Below are 15,278 nucleotides of genomic sequence, written 5' to 3' on the forward strand. Positions count from 1 at the left end.
GTCATGAAAGCCAAGTTTCTCGTTCCCCTGGTGCTGTTCCTGGTGCTAGCCGGCTTTCTCGGGTTAGGCCTCACCCTGAACCCGCGTCTAGTCCCTTCGCCGCTCATCGACAAGCCGGCGCCCGAGTTTCGCCTGTCGCAACTTGAAAACCCTGACGGTTACGTCAGCCTTGCCGACATGCGCGGAAAGGTTTGGCTGCTTAACATCTGGGCGTCCTGGTGTGCAGCGTGTCTGCAAGAGCACCCGGTGCTGATCGACTTGGCACGCCAACAGGTCGTGCCGATCGTTGGGCTTAACTACAAGGACGGCCGCGACGACGCCATCGGCTGGCTGCATAAGCACGGAGATCCGTACACGACATCGGTAATGGATGCGGATGGGCGTGTGGGTATCGACTATGGCGTCTATGGCGTGCCCGAAACCTTTCTCATCGACCAGGCCGGCATGATCCGCTACAAGCACATCGGCCCGGTGACGCCCGAGGCGGTGCGTGATCTGATCCTGCCCAAGATTGCGGAGTTGAAGCGTGCGGGTTGATCTGATGCATCGAGTGACGGTTTCTGCTGTGCTGGCGCTTTTTTTGTCCCTTGCCCTTCTGGTCGGTGCGGCGCCGGGCGTGCTCGCCCAAGCGCCGCAGCGCGGCGGAGCGGCGGAACTCCTCGCGGCCGACCCCGTGCTCGAGGAGAGGGTGACCGAGTTGTCGCACAAGCTTCGCTGCCTGGTGTGTCAGAACCAGTCCATCGCCGAATCGAATGCGCCGCTGGCGGTGGACCTGCGCAACCAGGTGCGTGAACAGCTCGCGGCTGGGAAAAGCGAAGATCAGGTGATCGATTACCTGGTGGCTCGCTACGGCGATTTCGTTCTTTATCTTCCTCCTGTAAACGGCATCACCCTGCTGCTATGGGTAGGCCCCGGCCTGCTGCTGTTCAGCGGTGTCGGCTGGCTCGCGCTGCGCCTGCGCGGGCGCGCCGACGAGCCTGCATCCGCCGCGCTCAACAACGACCAACGCAACCGCGCCCGCGCTTTGCTCGACGGCGCACCGTTACCTCCCGAGGAGCCCCGCTCGTGACTGTCTTCCTGATTCTGGCCGCCGCGCTGGTCGCTGGTGCCCTGCTGCTCGTCCTGCCGCCTATGCTCGGGGCAGGTCGTATCCATGCGCATGCGCAACAAGCGCAACGCCAGGCCGAAATCGTACTGGTAGTGTTGCGTGAACAATTGGTCGAGATCGAGAACGCATTCGCCGCGGGTGACATCGACGAAGCCGAATACCACCGGGCACGCAGCGAGCTGGAGCAGCGTGCGCTTGAGGAGGGCGAGGCTGCGCAATCGCATACGGACCTACGTCCATCGCGGGTTTGGGCGCTGCTATCGGCACTTGCCGTGCCAGTACTGGCGATCGGTATCTACCTGACACTCGGGGAGCCGAACGGACTGGATCCGGTTCAGACTGCTGCGCCGGAAGGCGGTCACGAGATCTCGCCCGCGCAGATCGCGCAAATGGTTTCGCAGCTCGCGACCCGGCTGGAGCGTGATCCGGACAACCCCGAGGGCTGGGTGATGCTCGCGCGGTCCTACGCGATGATGCAGGACTTCCAGACGGCCACGGCAACCTATCAGAAGATCGGCCATGACATGCCTGAGCATCCGGACGTGTTCGCCGAGTGGGGCGACCTGATCGCAGGGGCGCAGGGGCGCAAGGTGTCGGGCGAGGCAGAGCGGCTTGTGAAGGGGGCGCTGGCGCTCGATCCGAACCACATGAAAGCGCTGGCGCTTGCTGGCACTGCTGCTTTCCAGCAACAGGATTTCGTCAAGGCGTCCGCTTACTGGGAGCAGGTCCTCGCGCAGGTGCCACCGAGCGAAGATTTCGCCCGTTCGATCCGGGCGAGCATCAACGAGGCGCGGACCAAGGGCGGTATGCCTGCGCTCGACCACGAGGCCCTGCCGCAGGCCGGCGCGGACAAAGAGGCCGGCGTCGGCGCTCCCCTCTCCGGACTCACGGTCAAGGGACGCGTCACTCTGGCGCCCGAGATTGCCTCGCGCGCTGCCGCCGATGATGCCGTCTTTCTTTTCGTGCGTCCGGCGCAGGGCGGGAAACCGCTCGCGGCATTGCGCTACCGCGTGGCGGATCTTCCCGCGGAATTCAGCTTCGAGAAAGCGGAGCGGATGTCGGACGGGCCGGTGCCCGACCGGGTTTCGATTGGTGCTCGCGTCTCCAAGCTAAGCGAGGCCGCGCCCCGATCGGGCGACTTGGAAGGCCGCACTGTCGCTGTGGCGCCCAACGCCACAGCGGTTGCGGTCGTGATTGACCGGATACGCGAGTAATCCTGTTCTCATCGCTGGCATCCTGATCTCACTCGCCGACGATGAAGACTTCCTCCGATGGGTTTTACGCTCGATCGACCTTGCCTCTTCAAGCAGGTCAGATCTGTCTTGGGGCACCCTTTTGGGGTATGCACTGACAGCGCGCATACCGCGCTACCAGGCTGATCGAGATATCAGGCCGACGTTTACTTGTGCGGCACTCTTGCCACTGCTTTTACACTGAGTCACCAATCAATGGCTACAACCGAAATCAACTCGACGAGCACTGAAACCACAACAGGTTGGACGATCATTTTCGTCGCGTGGCTAATCGCAAGTGCATCGACGCTTGGAGCCTTGTTCTTCGGTGAAATCATGAAGCTTCCGACTTGCTCGCTGTGCTGGTACCAACGCATTTTCATGTTTCCACTCGCACTGATTCTTCCGATGGGGCTGTTTCCGTTCGACTGGAAAGTTATTCGCTATTCCCTACCGCTGGCCGTCATTGGCGGATTGGTCGCGGTGTTCCATCAACTTCTCGTCGCCGGTGTGATCCCTGAGGATGTCCGTCCCTGCACGCAGGGTGTCCCGTGCTCACAGACGGTCATCGAATGGTTCGGCTTCCTGACGATCCCGCTGCTGTCGGTCATCGCCTTCTCGATCATCATCACTTTGCTAATCTGTGCCTATCTTCGGAGTTCTAAATGAAGCAAAAGACCGTGTTTCTTGGCGCCGTCGTACTACTGCTGCTTGTGTTCGCCGTCGCAACGATGAACCACAAGGCTGAAACGGCCGAGCAAACGGAGCAAGTGGTCGATCGCAATCGGGACCGCCTGATTCGGATGCATTCGCCGACGCTTGGCAACATGCAGGCGAAGGTCGTAATCGTTGAATTTCTCGATCCCGCATGCGAAACCTGTCGTAGTTTCTATCCATTGGTGAAGCAAATGATGGCGGCGAACCCGAACGACATTCGCCTCGTCCTGCGTTATGCGCCGTTCCATGAGGGATCGGAAGACGTTGTTGCCGTGCTCGAGGCTGCCCGCAAGCAGGGCAAACTCTGGCCGGCACTCGAGGCGCTGCTCGCCTCGCAGGCAGAGTGGGCACCACATCATACGGCGCAGGTGGATCTCGTTTGGAAGCATCTCGAAGGGTTGGGGCTCGATCTTGCACGAATGCGCGCGGATATGGCCGCGCCAGAAATCGCACGCGTCATCGAACAGGATCTTGCCGACGCACAGGCGCTTAACGTCACGAAGACACCTGAGTTCTTCGTGAATGGGCAGCCGTTGCCGCGCTTTGGATACGAACCGCTCAAGCAGTTGGTAAACAGTGCGCTGACGGAAGCCTCACGAACCCGGCAAGATGGACGATGAGGCGGGCTTGGAATTCCTCCGCATCAGATCTGGAATGATTACGCTAAAAGGCTTCGAAGTCCGGCTTCGTGCGGATACCAGGCATGGCAAATGGGCTCCAGTTGTTGCGGCGATAGGAGCGAAGACGTTCGAAAGTGTTCTTTCTGTCGAGTAGGAGGATGCGAAATGAAGAAGACGATCTTGATGGCAGCAATGGTGGCAGCGGTGCTTCCGGCCGCTCCGGGTCTGGCGCAGCCGACGGCGGCCCCGTCCGCGAAAGACGCTCAAATGCAGCAGCAAGCGCCTGACGTCGCCGAGTTCGACAAGCAGATGGCGCAGATGCAGCAGACCATGCAGCGGATGCAGGAGCAGATGGAGAAGATCCGCCAGACCCAGGATCCGCAGGAGCGGCAGAAGCTGCTTCAGGAGCACTGGGAAATGATGCGAAACGGCATGGGAACGATGCACGGGATGCGGGGACCGGGCATGATGGGCTGTTGTGCGGGCGGCCCGATGATGGACGGCGGAATGAAGGGCGGTCACATGATGGGATGGCGCGGAATGGGGGATTATTACTCGAAGCTCACCCCGGATCAGATGAAGCAGCGCCAGTACATGATGGATCGCTACATGGGCATGCAGCAGCAGATGATGGACCACATGATGCAGCATCAGAACTACATGTGGATGCAGCCGCCGCGGTGAGGATGCGGGAGTGGCCGAGAGTCTGCCGGCCGCGGCTTCAAGCCCGATCGTTGGCCGTCGGGCCTATTTCTCCGGAGCCGACGAACTCTGGGCCCGACGCGCGTGGTCTCACCATCCGCAGCAGACAACGAACGTTGGCTGTGTTCGAACCGCGTGACAGACTCAGCAACGATCGCACGCTCGGCGAAGAGAGCACTAGGCGACATACTCCCGGGATGTTGTGCGGCTGAAGCGTGCAACGATCAGGAGCACATTAATGACCGAGAAGACGGTCGTCCACAACAGCGGAATTGCCACGAAACCCATCCACATGATCTGCGTCTCGCTACACGGCGTGATCGGCGAGCAAGAAGCTACCTCGACCGGCGTCGTCACGGAGGTCCGCAGCAGATGGACAACGGAGACGAGCCATCCGGCGCTCGCCAGAGGCAGTGCATAGAGCACGACGTGCCGGTCGAAGAGGAACAGCCCCACCATGAGGACCGGAGTTAGCGGAAACATGAAGAGGCGCAGATACCAGCAAATGACGCAGGGCTCAATTCGCAGGTATTCACTCAGGTAAAGTGCGCCGATCATCGACAGGGCGGCGATCGACCAACCCACCAAAACCAGCATCCAGCTGATGCCGAAAAGGCCTTCCGCCGATGGGCGCTCGTGGATGTTCATCGACTTGGATCTCGCAAGAGTAGAGCAGGTATCAGGGGCTGAGTCGCGAGGTATCGGCGATGCCGCTCGCGCAGATGGACTCGCCCCTCGCGGGCGCCGCGCACATCATCGGAGTAGCCACGATCCAACTCGCCCACGCTACCCGCCACGTGGCGACGGGTCAATGCCTTTCGCCCGCAACGGAAATACTGAAACCGACGGTTGTCGTGCCGCCGGTGGAGCGGACAAACGGGGTGCCTTCATGCATGCGCGCGATCGCTGCGACGATCGCCAGCCCGAGTCCGTGATTGGTGTCCCCATGTTCGCGGGCACGGTCTGCCCGATAGAAGCGGTCGAACAGGCGTGGAAGATGTTCGGCAGGAATTACCGGCCCTACGTTGCTGACGGACAGGCGAACACCGCCAGATTTGTCGGGCTCAATGTCCAACTCGATCGTTGACCCGCACTCCGCAAACCTTGTCGCGTTGGCGAGGAGGTTCGATACGGCCCGCCGCAACAAAGCCGCATCGAAGGCGCCACCGCTGTCTCCGCGCACGCGAACGCTGACACCAGCCTCCTGCAGTGCGGCATCGTGGAACTCGACCACCTCGGCCGCAAGGGCGGCGAGGCTGCCGACAGGAGTTCGGCGCGCCCGCTCGCCGCGGTCGGCCTTCGACAGGAACAGCATGTCATTGACGAGCCCTGCCAGGCGGTGCAGATCCTCGAGGTTCGATCCCAGCACGTCCAACAACTCGGAAATGCCGCGTTCGCGGCTCAGGGCGAGTTCGGTTTCGCCGATCAGCGTCGCCAGCGGCGTGCGCAGTTCGTGGGCGACGTCCGCATTGAAACCTTCCAGTTGCTGATAGGCGCCGTCCAGGCGGGCTAGAAGGGCATTGAAGTGCGTGACCAAAGGCTGCAATTCCTCGGCCTGAGCAGCGCCGTCCAGCGGCTGACCGACGTTTTCCGGACTGAGCGCCGCGGCTTGTCGAGCCAAGTCGCGGACGGGCAACAGTGCGCGTCGCACGAGCCACGCCCCCCCAGCGGAGACGAGCACGGCGCCGGCCAACGCACTCGCCAGTAGCGTCCACGCCAGCTGCCTCAGCAATTGGGCATCGGAACTGCTGTCGAGCGCCAATTCGGCACGCAGCACGACTGCGCCCGACCACGGTGAAGGAATCTCGAATTTAACCCGACGCAGGTTCGCGGGGGGCTCGGGGGCCGGTGGCGTCATGTAGAGGAGCGTCTCGGTGTCCTCGGTCAGCCGCAGTTTGAGGTCGGCATGGCCGATGAAGAAATCGTCAAGTTTGTGGCGTAGGCTCGGCAGGTCCTCCGGCGTCGCGATCTCGCGGACAAGGTGGCGGATCACGTCCTGCTTGTGCCGCAGCTCCTCAGCCTGCCTGGCGGAAAAGTTGAGGCTGGTGGCCACATACACGACGGCGCAGACGAATCCGAGCCCGATGAAGGTCTGCACGGCAAGCCACCAAGACAGCCAACGGCCAAGCGAACGCGGATTGCGCATCCTCAGGCTTCCCGGTCTTCCAGGACGTAGCCCATGCCGCGCACGGTGTGCAGCAACTTCTTCGCGAAGGGGTCATCGAGCTTGCTGCGCAGGCGGCGCACTGCAACCTCCACAACATTCGTATTGCTGTCGAAGTTCATGTCCCACACCTGCTCGGCCAGCGCGGTGCGCGACAGCACCTGTCCGTGTCGGCGCAAGAGCAAGGTCAGCAGCGTGAATTCCTTGGCCGTCAGATCGAGCCGCTGCCCGGAGCGCGACGCCTTGCGCCGCACCAGATCGACTTCGAGGTCGGCCAGCCTGAGGACAGTGGGATCCTGACCGGCCGCCGGGCGGGCGCCACGCCGCAACAGCGCTTGTACGCGTGCGAGCAGTTCGGATAGGGCGAAAGGCTTTACCAGATAGTCATCCGCACCCGCCTGCAGACCCTTCACGCGATCCTCCACCTTGTCCCGCGCGGTGAGCATCAGCACCGGTATGTGCTTGTCGCGTCGCAGTTCGCGCAGGACGGCGAAGCCGTCCAGGCCCGGCAGCATGACATCGAGCAGGACGAGAGCGTAATGCCCTTCGATCGCCAGGTAGCGCCCCTCGGTGCCGCTGTGCGCGACATCGACGACGTAGCTGCTCTCGGTCAGCGCCTTGCGCAGGTATTCGGCGAGCTTCGGCTCATCTTCGACGACCAGGATTTTCATGCGCGAATTATCGCGAAGAGCGCAGTGCGGCGACATTACGAATTCGTAATCGGGCTGTTCGCGATTCGACGTGGACGGTTTTCTACAGTACGCCCCGTACCCGGCACATGGCGTATGCAGCGGCCACCGCCGGGACGCATGTCCCGTGTCAACGATAGGAGCCTTCATCATGTCAATAATCCGAACCGCCACCGTCCTCCCTATCCTCGCTGTCGTCCTGGTCGTGCCGAACGTCGCTCAAGCGAACTCGGAATGGCATTTCACCGGCGGCGAGGTGGGTTACACCTCTTTCCCCGATCATGTGACGAGCACCAAAACGCGTGCTGAAGTGTTGCGTGAGCTCGAGCAGGCCAAGGCGGACGGAAGCTATTTCTACCTGCAGCGCGGGGTGCCCGTTCCATCACGCGATACCGGCCCGGGTAAAACGCGCGAGCAAGTGCTCAAGGAACTGGCGAACATATCGCCCGAGGAGCGGGCGCAGATGGACGAACTCTATTTCGGGCAATGATCGCGGCGGTGTGAGCGCGGAGCCCCTGGTGCCTCGGGGCGGGCGGTCATGCGTCGCAACGATGACGGCCAACAAGATGTTGGCAACGCTATTTTTCATTTCCGTTCGTACCGCTACAATCCGTCCCCATGCGCCGCTGGTTCGCGATTCTCTTCCTGCTGTTTCTGCCAATCCAAGTCAGTTGGGCGGCAGTGAGTGCGTATTGCGAGCATGAAGCCGGTGCTGCGGCGGACCATCTCGGCCACCACGAGCATAAGCATCAGGGCGAGGTCGACGACGAGTCCTGGCCCAAGGCCGGCGGAATCGATGTCGACTGCAGTTTCTGCCATGCGGCCAGTTGCACCGCGTTGCCGAGCGGCACGGGATTGCCGGCCCTCGACCTCGTGATTGCGACAACTCATGGGGACGCCCAAGTGTGGCCCCTTGCCGGGCATTTCTCGGAACCAGAGCGCCCCAAGTGGCGACACCCTGCCTGATCGGCAGGGCGGTCGCATCCATTCTCTTTCCGGCAGTTTCACCGTTCTGAACGGCATTGCCGCGCGTCCATTGCGATCGAGCTGATCGCGCCTTGCCGATTTTCCGTGTCTCGTCATCAACGGAGAATTGGATGTTTCGAAGAATTCGCATCAACTGGCTGCCGGGGCTGCTGCTCGGACTCGCGGCCAGCGGGGCGTGGGCGCAAGCCGCGTCCCCTGCATCGCCTGTCGTAACCACGCTCAGGCAGGCGTTCGACGCCGCGTGGGCGCGTCAGCCCGAGGCGCAGTCGCTCGACATGCGCCGGGCGGCTGCGCTGGCACGACGCGAGAGCGCCGACAGCTGGTCGGCCGAACCGCCGGCACTCGAAGTGTCGGGCAAGACCGACCAGCTCCACCGCAACGACGGCAGCCGTGAATACGAGATCGGCCTCGCGGCGCCGCTGTGGTTGCCCGGCGAACGCGCATCGACCGCGGCCCTTGCCGATGCCGAAGTGCGCACGAGTACGAGCCGCACGCTTGCGGCACAACTGCGCACGGCCGCTGCGGTGCGGGCCGCGTACTGGGATTGGCAGCGCGCGCGCATCGATGTCCTGGTCGCACGCGAGCGGCTTGCCAACGCCCGCGAACTCACCTCGGATGTATCGAAACGGGTTCGGGCCGGCGATCTCGCTCGGGCCGACCAGCATCAGGCGGACGGAGCGCTCGCGACCGCCGAAGCGGCGCTCGCCGAGGCCAGCGGCGCGTTTGCGAGCGTTGAACAACAGGTGCGCTCCCTGACCGGCGTGACACCTGCGCCTGCTGCGGAAGGGTTCCCCGTGGCCGAAGCGGAGCCCGTCACTGCCACCCCTTCTGCACCAGAAGTGGGGCATCCTGCTGTCGCCGAACTGCGCGATCGGGCGGAGCTTGCACAACGCAGCATGAACCTCGCCGGGATTCAGGGCCGCGCCAATCCCGAGCTGCGTCTGGCGACGACGCGCGAGCGCGGCGCATCCGGCGAATCCTGGCAACAGACGGTGACGGTCGGCGTACGCATTCCATTTGGGTCCGATACCCGCAACCGCGCTCGTGTTGCCAGCGCCAGTGCCGAGGCGATCGAAGCCGAATCCCAGCTTCGACTGGAACGCGAACGCCTGGCGACCGAAGTGGACACGGCACGCGTCCGGGTCGAATCGGCGCGCACCTTGGTCGCCTCTGCCGAGCGGCGCGCACAGTTGGCGCATGAGTCGCGCGGCTTCTTCCAGAAGGCGTTCCGCCTCGGCGAAACCGATCTGCCGACCCGCCTGCGCATCGAACTCGAGGCCGCCGAAGCCGAGCGTCAGGTGGCGCGCACCCGCATCGAACTGGCCGCGGCCGTGTCCGCGCTGCGGCAGGCCATGGGCCTTCTTCCCGAATGAACACCAGGAACCCGAACATGAAAGCTTCCCCTACCCTGGCGGCGTGGAGTCTTGCCGTCGTCCTTGCGGGCGTCACGCCCCAGGCCTTGGCCGGCGAAGGCCACGACCACGGTGACGCCCCGGCGCCCGCGGCCGGCCCGGCGCTGCCGCGATTCACCGCCGTCTCGGATCTCTTCGAACTGGTCGGCGTGGTCGACGGCAAGAACATCACGCTCTATCTCGACCGCTTCACCGACAACAGCCCGGTCAAGGACGCGACGCTGGAGCTTCAACTCGACGGCAAGGCGATTTCCGTCGAGCCACATGCCGACGGCGAATTCGAAGCCACCTTGCAGGAAGCACTCAAGCCGGGCGTCGTGTCCGTGACGGCCACGGTCGTTGCCGGACAAGACACGGATCTTCTTGCCGGCGAGCTGGATCTGCATGAAGAAGCCACCGAAGCGCACGACGATACGGCCGGACCAGGCTTGAAACCCTACGCAGGGTGGGTGAGTGCCGGCGTTCTCGTGCTCGGACTCGTCGGATGGGCCGCGTTGCGCAAGGGAAACGCCCGCAACCGTTCGGCCGGAGGTGTCGCATGAAACCGCGAATCCTGCTGGTCATGCTGTGCCTCATCACCGCCGGTGCATCGTGGAATGCATTCGCCGGAGACGGTCACGACCACGGCGACGAGGACACGGCGCCCGTCGGCGGCAATGGTCCGCGACGGCTGCCCGATGGCAGCGTATTTCTGCCCAAGCCGGCACAACGCCAGATCGGCGTGCGCACGCTGGTCACGGAAGCGGGCGAGCTGCCGCGCACGGTGGCGCTCGCCGGCAAAGTCGTCATGGACCCCAACGCGGGCGGAAAGGTGCAGGCGGCGGTCGCCGGCCGCCTCGAAGCCGGGCCGCGTGGCTTGCCCGGGATCGGGCAGACGGTGAAAAAAGGCGAGGTGCTCGCGTACGTCGTGCCATCGGCGGGGCAGATTGAGCGCTCGAACCAGATGGCCCAACTAGCCGAATTGCGGGCCGCCAAAGTGCTCGCGGAAAAGCGCGTGGCGCGGCTGAAGGAGCTCGCCGACACGATTCCGCGCAAGGAAATCGAGGCGGCCGAGAGCGAACTCGCGAGTCTCGCGGCCCGCGCGACGGCGGTGGGTGCGGGGCTCAGCAATCGCGATGCGCTCATGGCACCCGTCGCGGGCGTCATCGCATCGAGCAACGCGGTCGCCGGGCAAGTCGTCGATGCCCGCGAACTGGTGTTCGAGATCGTCGATCCGAAGCGCCTGCGCGTCGAGGCGCTGGCCTACGATGCCGACACTGCCGTCGATGTCGCCGGCGCGAGCGTTGCGGTGGGCGAGCAACGCGTGAAGCTCGATTTCCTTGGCGCGGCGCGCAGTCTGCGCGAGCAGGCGCTGCCGCTCGCTTTCGGTGCCGCGGGCGATTCGCTGGCGCGCTTCGCCGTCGGGCAACCGGTCGAGGTGTTCGTGCAGACGCGCAGCACGCTGCAGGGCGTCAGTGTGCCCGCAGGATCGGTGCTGAAGAACCCGGCGAACCAGACCATCGTGTGGGTCAAGACCGCGCCGGAGCGCTTCGAGCCCCGCACCGTCACGACCGCGCCGCTCGACGGGGCAAATGTGGCGGTGACGTCGGGCCTCGCGGCCGGGGAGCGCGTCGCCACAAACGCGGCCACCCTCATCAACCAGATCCGCTGACGGGGAGCCCGACCGATGTTCAAGTGGCTACTCGACAATAGTCTCGGAAACCGGCTGCTGGTGATCATCGCCAGCCTGGTGTTGATGGCTTACGGCGCATTCACGCTCACACGCACGCCCGTGGACGTGTTCCCGGACCTCAACAAGCCGACGGTCACAATCATGACCGAATCCGGCGGCATGGCGGCGGAGGAAGTCGAACAGCTCATCACCTTCCCGCTCGAAACGACGATGAACGGCCTGCCCGGCGTGGAGTCGGTGCGCTCCATTTCGAGTGCAGGGCTGTCCTTCATCTACGTCACCTTCGACTGGAGCACCGAGATTTTTCGGGCCCGGCAGATGGTGTCGGAGCGCCTGTCCGCGATGGAGGAAGGACTGCCTGAGGACGCGATTCCGCGCATGGGGCCGATCAGCTCCGTGATGGGCGAAATCATGCAGATCGCGATCCCGATCGACACCGCGAAAATCTCGCCGATGCAGGTGCGCGAATACGCCGACTGGGTGCTGCGTCCGCGTCTCATGGCAATCCCCGGCATCGCTCAGGTCATCCCGATCGGCGGTGAAGTGCGGCAGTTCCAGGTGCAGCCGGATACGCGGCGCATGGCGGAACTCGGCATCTCGCTGGAGCAGATGGAAGCAGCGATCCGCGGCTTCTCGTCGAACACTTCAGGTGGTTTCCTCGAACTCACCGGGCGCGAATACCTGATCCGCAACCTCGGACGCACCTCGAACCTGGAGGATCTGAAGAATCTCGCGATTACCGCACGCGACGGTCAGCCGATCCTAATGCGCCAGATCGCGGCCGTGACCTTTGCCCCGGCGCTGCGACGTGGCGATGCGGGTTTCGAGGGCAAACCGGCGGTCATTCTCGGCATCCAGAAGCAGCCGACCGCGGACACCATTCACCTCACCCGCTCGATCGAGGCCGCGCTCGACGAAATGAAGAAATCGTTGCCGACTGGCATGGATGCGCCGGCGGTGACTTTCCGTCAGGCGAGCTTCATCGAGGCGTCGATCGGCACGCTGCAGGGCAAGCTGATCGGTGCGTCGGTGTTTGTCGCGGCGATCCTGTTCTTCTTCCTTGGCACGCTGCGGCCGACGGTGATTGCACTCACTGCGATCCCGGTGTCGATCTTCATGACGGCGCTGGTATTCAAGTATTTCGGCCTGTCCATCAACACGATGACGCTGGGAGGCCTCGCCATCGCGATCGGTGGTCTGGTCGACGACGCCGTTGTCGGCGTCGAGAACGTGCTGCGCCGGCTCAAGGAAGAGCGGGTCAAGCATCCCCATCACCGGCTCCACCCTATCGAACTCGTCGCGCACGCGACGATGGAAGTCCGCTCGGCCATCCTCTACGCGACGATCATCATCGTGCTGGTGTTTCTGCCGTTGTTCGCGTTACCAGGTATGGAGGGGCGGCTCTTCGTGCCGCTCGGTATCGCGTTTATCGTCTCGACGCTGGCGTCGCTGGTCGTGTCGGTGACGGTGACCCCGGTCCTGTCCTTCTATCTGCTGCCCCGCATGAAGTCGCTCGAACACGGCGACACGCGCGTGCTTGCCTGGCTCAAGGCGCGCTATCGCAGTGGCTTGCAGGCGGTCCTCGATCGCCCCAAGGCGGCCGTGACCGCGGGAGCCATGGCTGTCGTGATCGCCGCGGTGGCCGTGCCGTTCTTCCCGACGACCTTTCTGCCGCCCTTCAATGAAGGCACCCTGCTGATTGGCATGCGGCTCAACCCGGGGGTGACGCTCGCCGAGTCGACGGCGCTCGCGCAGCAGGCCGAGGTGCTGGTGAAACAAGTGCCTGAAGTCACACACGTCGGACGCCGCAGCGGACGTGCGGAACTCGATGAACATGCCGAAGGCGTGCATGTCAGCGAGCTCGATGTCGGGCTCAAAGCGGCATCTGAACTCACCCGCTCGATGGGGGAAATCGCCGCCGACATCCGCGCGCGGCTCGTGAACCTGCCAGCTGCGATCGCGATCGGTCAGCCGATCTCGCACCGCATCGATCACATGCTCTCGGGCGTGCGCTCGCAGATCGCGATCAAGATCTTCGGCGAGGATCTCGACACGCTGCGGGGTCAGGCCGATGCATTGCGGGCTCGGCTCGCCGGGATCCCCGGACTCGCGGACCTCGAGATCGAGAAGCAGGTGCTCGCGCCGCAGATCAAGGTCCGCATCGACTACGCGGCGGCGGCGCGTTACGGCGTGCCGGCACCGCAGATCCTCGCCGCGCTGCAGAACCTCGTCGAAGGCGAGAAAGTCACCCAGATCGTCGAAGGCGGACGGCGTTTCGCGCTGGTCGTGCGCCTGCCCGAGTCGGCGCGGTCGGTCGAGGGGCTCGCGCAGATTCTCATCGAAACCCCGACCGGGCATGTCCCGCTGTCGAAACTCGCGTCCATCGAGGACGGCGACGGGCCGAACCAGGTCAGCCGCGACGATGGCAAGCGCCGCATCGTGCTGTCGGCCAATGCGCAGCAGCGCCCGCTGTCGGAGATCGTCGAGGACATCCGCACCTCGGTAGCCGATATGAAGCTACCCGAGGGCTACTTCATCACGCTCGGCGGGCAGTTCCAGGCGCAGGAGGAAGCCTCGCGCCTCGTCGGACTGCTCTCGATCGTGTCGCTCGTGCTGATGTTTGTCGTGCTCTACAGCCGCTACAAGTCGGTACGGCTCTCGGCGTTGATCATGTCCAACATTCCGCTCGCGCTGGTCGGTGCAGTGATTGGCCTGTGGATCTCCGGCCAGCCTTTGTCGGTTGCGGCGCTGATCGGCTTCATCACGCTCGCGGGCATCTCGGTGCGTAACGGCATCCTGAAGGTCAGCCACTACATCAACCTGATGCGCATCGAAGGCGAAGGTTTCGATCACGCAATGATCCTGCGCGGCTCGCTGGAACGTCTCTCCCCGGTGCTGATGACCGCCCTGGTGACCGCCTTCGCGCTGGCGCCGCTGCTGTTCGAGGCCGAACGCCCGGGCACCGAGATCCTGCATCCGGTCGCCGTGGTGATCTTCTCGGGGCTCATCAGCTCGACGCTGCTCGACACCTTCCTCACCCCGGCGATGTTCTGGCTCTTCGGTCGCCGCGACGTCGAACGCCTGCTCAATGACCGCAATGCCGAAGCGTTCTAACGCTGATGCGCTTACACAATCGAATCCTGAAAGGAGAAAACATGAAACTCTCGAAGCTCATCGCCCTGGCTGCCCTGGTGGCCGTCGGTCCTGCCTTCGCGGCGGACAAGCACGATCATGCCCACGGACATGAATCCCTGCACGGTGGTCTGGTGGTCGAGGTCAAGGATATCGACCTCGAGCTCGTCGCCAAGCCTGACGTCATCCAACTGCACCTGCGCGATCACGGCAAGCCGGTCGATGTGGCCAACGGCAGCGCGAAGCTCACGCTCCTGACCGGCACCGAAAAGCAGGAAGTCGAACTCAAGCCTGCCGGCGACCGGTTGGAGTCCAAGGGGAGCTTCAAGGTGGGCGCCGGCACCAAGCTGGTGGCCGTCGTCACGCTGCCGGGCAAACCCTCCACCACCGCGCGCTTCACGCTGAAGTGACGCCGTCCGGCTGCCCGCAGCACGTCGCTGCGGGTGGCCATCCCATGCGATCTAAAGGTGACTCAATGAAAACTCTTGCTGCAGGAATGGTCGTCGTGGCCCTCGGTGGACTGGCTGGATGTGCGAGCCCCACCGTGCTGGAAGGGAAATACTCCGAGGCGGACGGGTGGCGCAAAGGAACTGTTGTCGAAATCGGGCTGGCGACTAGCTTGAAGCGGCCTTCGTTCTATGACTGCAGGGCCGAGGCGTCCGACGCGGAAGGCGACACGCCGTACGTGATGGTTGCGTTTCTGCGCAATGGCCACCCGTACGCGCGCGCCGCAAAGTTGCCTGCAGATGCGCAATTGCAGGTCGGTGACAAAGTGTATGTGAACTTCAAGGACTGCAACGCACCGATCCCGAAGCGCAACTCATGAACATTCGACCGGATGGA

General features: G+C 63.7%; 17 protein-coding genes. 14 read left to right on the top strand and 3 right to left on the bottom strand.

Going from position 1 to position 15,278, the window contains the following annotated elements; genetic code table 11:
* The first annotated feature begins 3 nt into the window (after nt 1-3).
* The 6 genes from IWH25_RS04665 (at nt 4) to IWH25_RS04690 (ending at nt 4,361) form a co-directional block, all read left to right on the top strand.
* Nucleotides 4-537, top strand: coding sequence for a DsbE family thiol:disulfide interchange protein (locus IWH25_RS04665; RefSeq protein WP_203388179.1), 534 nt, complete (start codon nt 4-6; stop codon nt 535-537).
* Nucleotides 527-1,069 carry a cytochrome c-type biogenesis protein gene (locus IWH25_RS04670; protein WP_238999004.1) on the top strand — a complete coding sequence of 181 codons (543 nt, stop codon included), beginning with the start codon at nt 527-529 and terminating at the stop codon, nt 1,067-1,069. The genes IWH25_RS04665 and IWH25_RS04670 overlap by 11 nt, the downstream gene beginning before the upstream one ends.
* Nucleotides 1,066-2,322: a c-type cytochrome biogenesis protein CcmI gene (gene ccmI, locus IWH25_RS04675; protein ID WP_203388180.1), complete on the top strand. Its 1,257-nt coding sequence runs from the start codon at nt 1,066-1,068 to the stop codon at nt 2,320-2,322. Before IWH25_RS04670 ends, ccmI begins: the two co-directional genes overlap by 4 nt.
* A gap of 234 nt (nt 2,323-2,556) precedes the next feature.
* A complete protein-coding gene (locus tag IWH25_RS04680) occupies nt 2,557-3,009 on the top strand; it encodes a disulfide bond formation protein B (protein WP_203388181.1) in 453 nt (150 codons plus the stop codon).
* Complete coding sequence (locus tag IWH25_RS04685) at nt 3,006-3,677, top strand: DsbA family protein (protein ID WP_141020291.1); 672 nt, start codon at nt 3,006-3,008, stop codon at nt 3,675-3,677. Before IWH25_RS04680 ends, IWH25_RS04685 begins: the two co-directional genes overlap by 4 nt.
* A gap of 165 nt (nt 3,678-3,842) precedes the next feature.
* Nucleotides 3,843-4,361, top strand: a complete 519-nt coding sequence (locus IWH25_RS04690; RefSeq protein WP_203388182.1) for a hypothetical protein — start codon at nt 3,843-3,845, stop codon at nt 4,359-4,361.
* Between the two features lie 195 nt (nt 4,362-4,556).
* On the opposite strand, the gene IWH25_RS04695 is transcribed toward IWH25_RS04690, so the two are convergent.
* The 3 genes from IWH25_RS04695 to IWH25_RS04705 all read right to left on the bottom strand — a co-directional run bounded on the left by IWH25_RS04695 (nt 4,557) and on the right by IWH25_RS04705 (nt 7,214).
* Entirely contained in the window at nt 4,557-5,027 is a 471-nt protein-coding gene (locus IWH25_RS04695; protein ID WP_203388183.1) for a disulfide bond formation protein B, read from the bottom strand.
* Between the two features lie 160 nt (nt 5,028-5,187).
* The gene (locus IWH25_RS04700; RefSeq protein WP_203388184.1) at nt 5,188-6,525 is read right to left on the bottom strand and encodes a heavy metal sensor histidine kinase; all 1,338 of its coding nucleotides are present in this window, start codon (nt 6,523-6,525) and stop codon (nt 5,188-5,190) included.
* Between the two features lie 2 nt (nt 6,526-6,527).
* A complete protein-coding gene (locus IWH25_RS04705) occupies nt 6,528-7,214 on the bottom strand; it encodes a heavy metal response regulator transcription factor (RefSeq protein WP_203388185.1) in 687 nt (228 codons plus the stop codon).
* 169 nt (nt 7,215-7,383) lie between these two features.
* Between IWH25_RS04705 and IWH25_RS04710 the strand changes: the two genes are divergently transcribed.
* From IWH25_RS04710 to IWH25_RS04745, 8 genes are all read left to right on the top strand, one after another.
* Nucleotides 7,384-7,722 carry a DUF4148 domain-containing protein gene (locus IWH25_RS04710; protein WP_203388186.1) on the top strand — a complete coding sequence of 113 codons (339 nt, stop codon included), beginning with the start codon at nt 7,384-7,386 and terminating at the stop codon, nt 7,720-7,722.
* A 128-nt stretch (nt 7,723-7,850) separates the two neighbouring features.
* Nucleotides 7,851-8,198 carry a hypothetical protein gene (locus tag IWH25_RS04715; RefSeq protein ID WP_203388187.1) on the top strand — a complete coding sequence of 116 codons (348 nt, stop codon included), beginning with the start codon at nt 7,851-7,853 and terminating at the stop codon, nt 8,196-8,198.
* Nucleotides 8,199-8,329: 131 nt separating this feature from the next.
* Nucleotides 8,330-9,592, top strand: a complete 1,263-nt coding sequence (locus IWH25_RS04720) for a TolC family protein (protein ID WP_203388188.1) — start codon at nt 8,330-8,332, stop codon at nt 9,590-9,592.
* Nucleotides 9,593-9,609: 17 nt separating this feature from the next.
* A complete protein-coding gene (locus IWH25_RS04725) occupies nt 9,610-10,173 on the top strand; it encodes a hypothetical protein (protein WP_050415476.1) in 564 nt (187 codons plus the stop codon).
* Entirely contained in the window at nt 10,170-11,282 is a 1,113-nt protein-coding gene (locus IWH25_RS04730) for an efflux RND transporter periplasmic adaptor subunit (RefSeq protein WP_203388189.1), read from the top strand. Before IWH25_RS04725 ends, IWH25_RS04730 begins: the two co-directional genes overlap by 4 nt.
* A gap of 15 nt (nt 11,283-11,297) precedes the next feature.
* On the top strand, nt 11,298-14,417 hold the full coding sequence (locus IWH25_RS04735; RefSeq protein ID WP_203388190.1) for an efflux RND transporter permease subunit: 3,120 nt from the start codon (nt 11,298-11,300) through the stop codon (nt 14,415-14,417).
* A gap of 41 nt (nt 14,418-14,458) precedes the next feature.
* Complete coding sequence (locus tag IWH25_RS04740) at nt 14,459-14,845, top strand: hypothetical protein (RefSeq protein ID WP_138860486.1); 387 nt, start codon at nt 14,459-14,461, stop codon at nt 14,843-14,845.
* Between the two features lie 65 nt (nt 14,846-14,910).
* Nucleotides 14,911-15,261, top strand: coding sequence for a YgdI/YgdR family lipoprotein (locus IWH25_RS04745; protein ID WP_141020300.1), 351 nt, complete (start codon nt 14,911-14,913; stop codon nt 15,259-15,261).
* The last annotated feature ends 17 nt before the right edge of the window (nt 15,262-15,278 follow it).

The organism is Azospira restricta (assembly GCF_016858125.1).
In the GTDB taxonomy this organism is placed as follows: domain Bacteria; phylum Pseudomonadota; class Gammaproteobacteria; order Burkholderiales; family Rhodocyclaceae; genus Proximibacter; species Proximibacter restrictus.

What these genes read in the sequence shown, in the direction of transcription:
- IWH25_RS04695 (WP_203388183.1), bottom strand. Translation starts at nt 5,027, where the DNA reads ATGAACATCCACGAGCGCCCATCGGCGGAAGGCCTTTTCGGCATCAGC.
- IWH25_RS04690 (WP_203388182.1), top strand. Translation starts at nt 3,843, where the DNA reads ATGAAGAAGACGATCTTGATGGCAGCAATGGTGGCAGCGGTGCTTCCG.
- IWH25_RS04705 (WP_203388185.1), bottom strand. Translation starts at nt 7,214, where the DNA reads ATGAAAATCCTGGTCGTCGAAGATGAGCCGAAGCTCGCCGAATACCTG.
- IWH25_RS04740 (WP_138860486.1), top strand. Translation starts at nt 14,459, where the DNA reads ATGAAACTCTCGAAGCTCATCGCCCTGGCTGCCCTGGTGGCCGTCGGT.
- IWH25_RS04710 (WP_203388186.1), top strand. Translation starts at nt 7,384, where the DNA reads ATGTCAATAATCCGAACCGCCACCGTCCTCCCTATCCTCGCTGTCGTC.
- IWH25_RS04730 (WP_203388189.1), top strand. Translation starts at nt 10,170, where the DNA reads ATGAAACCGCGAATCCTGCTGGTCATGCTGTGCCTCATCACCGCCGGT.
- IWH25_RS04720 (WP_203388188.1), top strand. Translation starts at nt 8,330, where the DNA reads ATGTTTCGAAGAATTCGCATCAACTGGCTGCCGGGGCTGCTGCTCGGA.
- IWH25_RS04735 (WP_203388190.1), top strand. Translation starts at nt 11,298, where the DNA reads ATGTTCAAGTGGCTACTCGACAATAGTCTCGGAAACCGGCTGCTGGTG.
- IWH25_RS04685 (WP_141020291.1), top strand. Translation starts at nt 3,006, where the DNA reads ATGAAGCAAAAGACCGTGTTTCTTGGCGCCGTCGTACTACTGCTGCTT.
- IWH25_RS04745 (WP_141020300.1), top strand. Translation starts at nt 14,911, where the DNA reads ATGAAAACTCTTGCTGCAGGAATGGTCGTCGTGGCCCTCGGTGGACTG.
- IWH25_RS04715 (WP_203388187.1), top strand. Translation starts at nt 7,851, where the DNA reads ATGCGCCGCTGGTTCGCGATTCTCTTCCTGCTGTTTCTGCCAATCCAA.
- IWH25_RS04725 (WP_050415476.1), top strand. Translation starts at nt 9,610, where the DNA reads ATGAAAGCTTCCCCTACCCTGGCGGCGTGGAGTCTTGCCGTCGTCCTT.
- IWH25_RS04680 (WP_203388181.1), top strand. Translation starts at nt 2,557, where the DNA reads ATGGCTACAACCGAAATCAACTCGACGAGCACTGAAACCACAACAGGT.
- IWH25_RS04700 (WP_203388184.1), bottom strand. Translation starts at nt 6,525, where the DNA reads ATGCGCAATCCGCGTTCGCTTGGCCGTTGGCTGTCTTGGTGGCTTGCC.
- IWH25_RS04665 (WP_203388179.1), top strand. Translation starts at nt 4, where the DNA reads ATGAAAGCCAAGTTTCTCGTTCCCCTGGTGCTGTTCCTGGTGCTAGCC.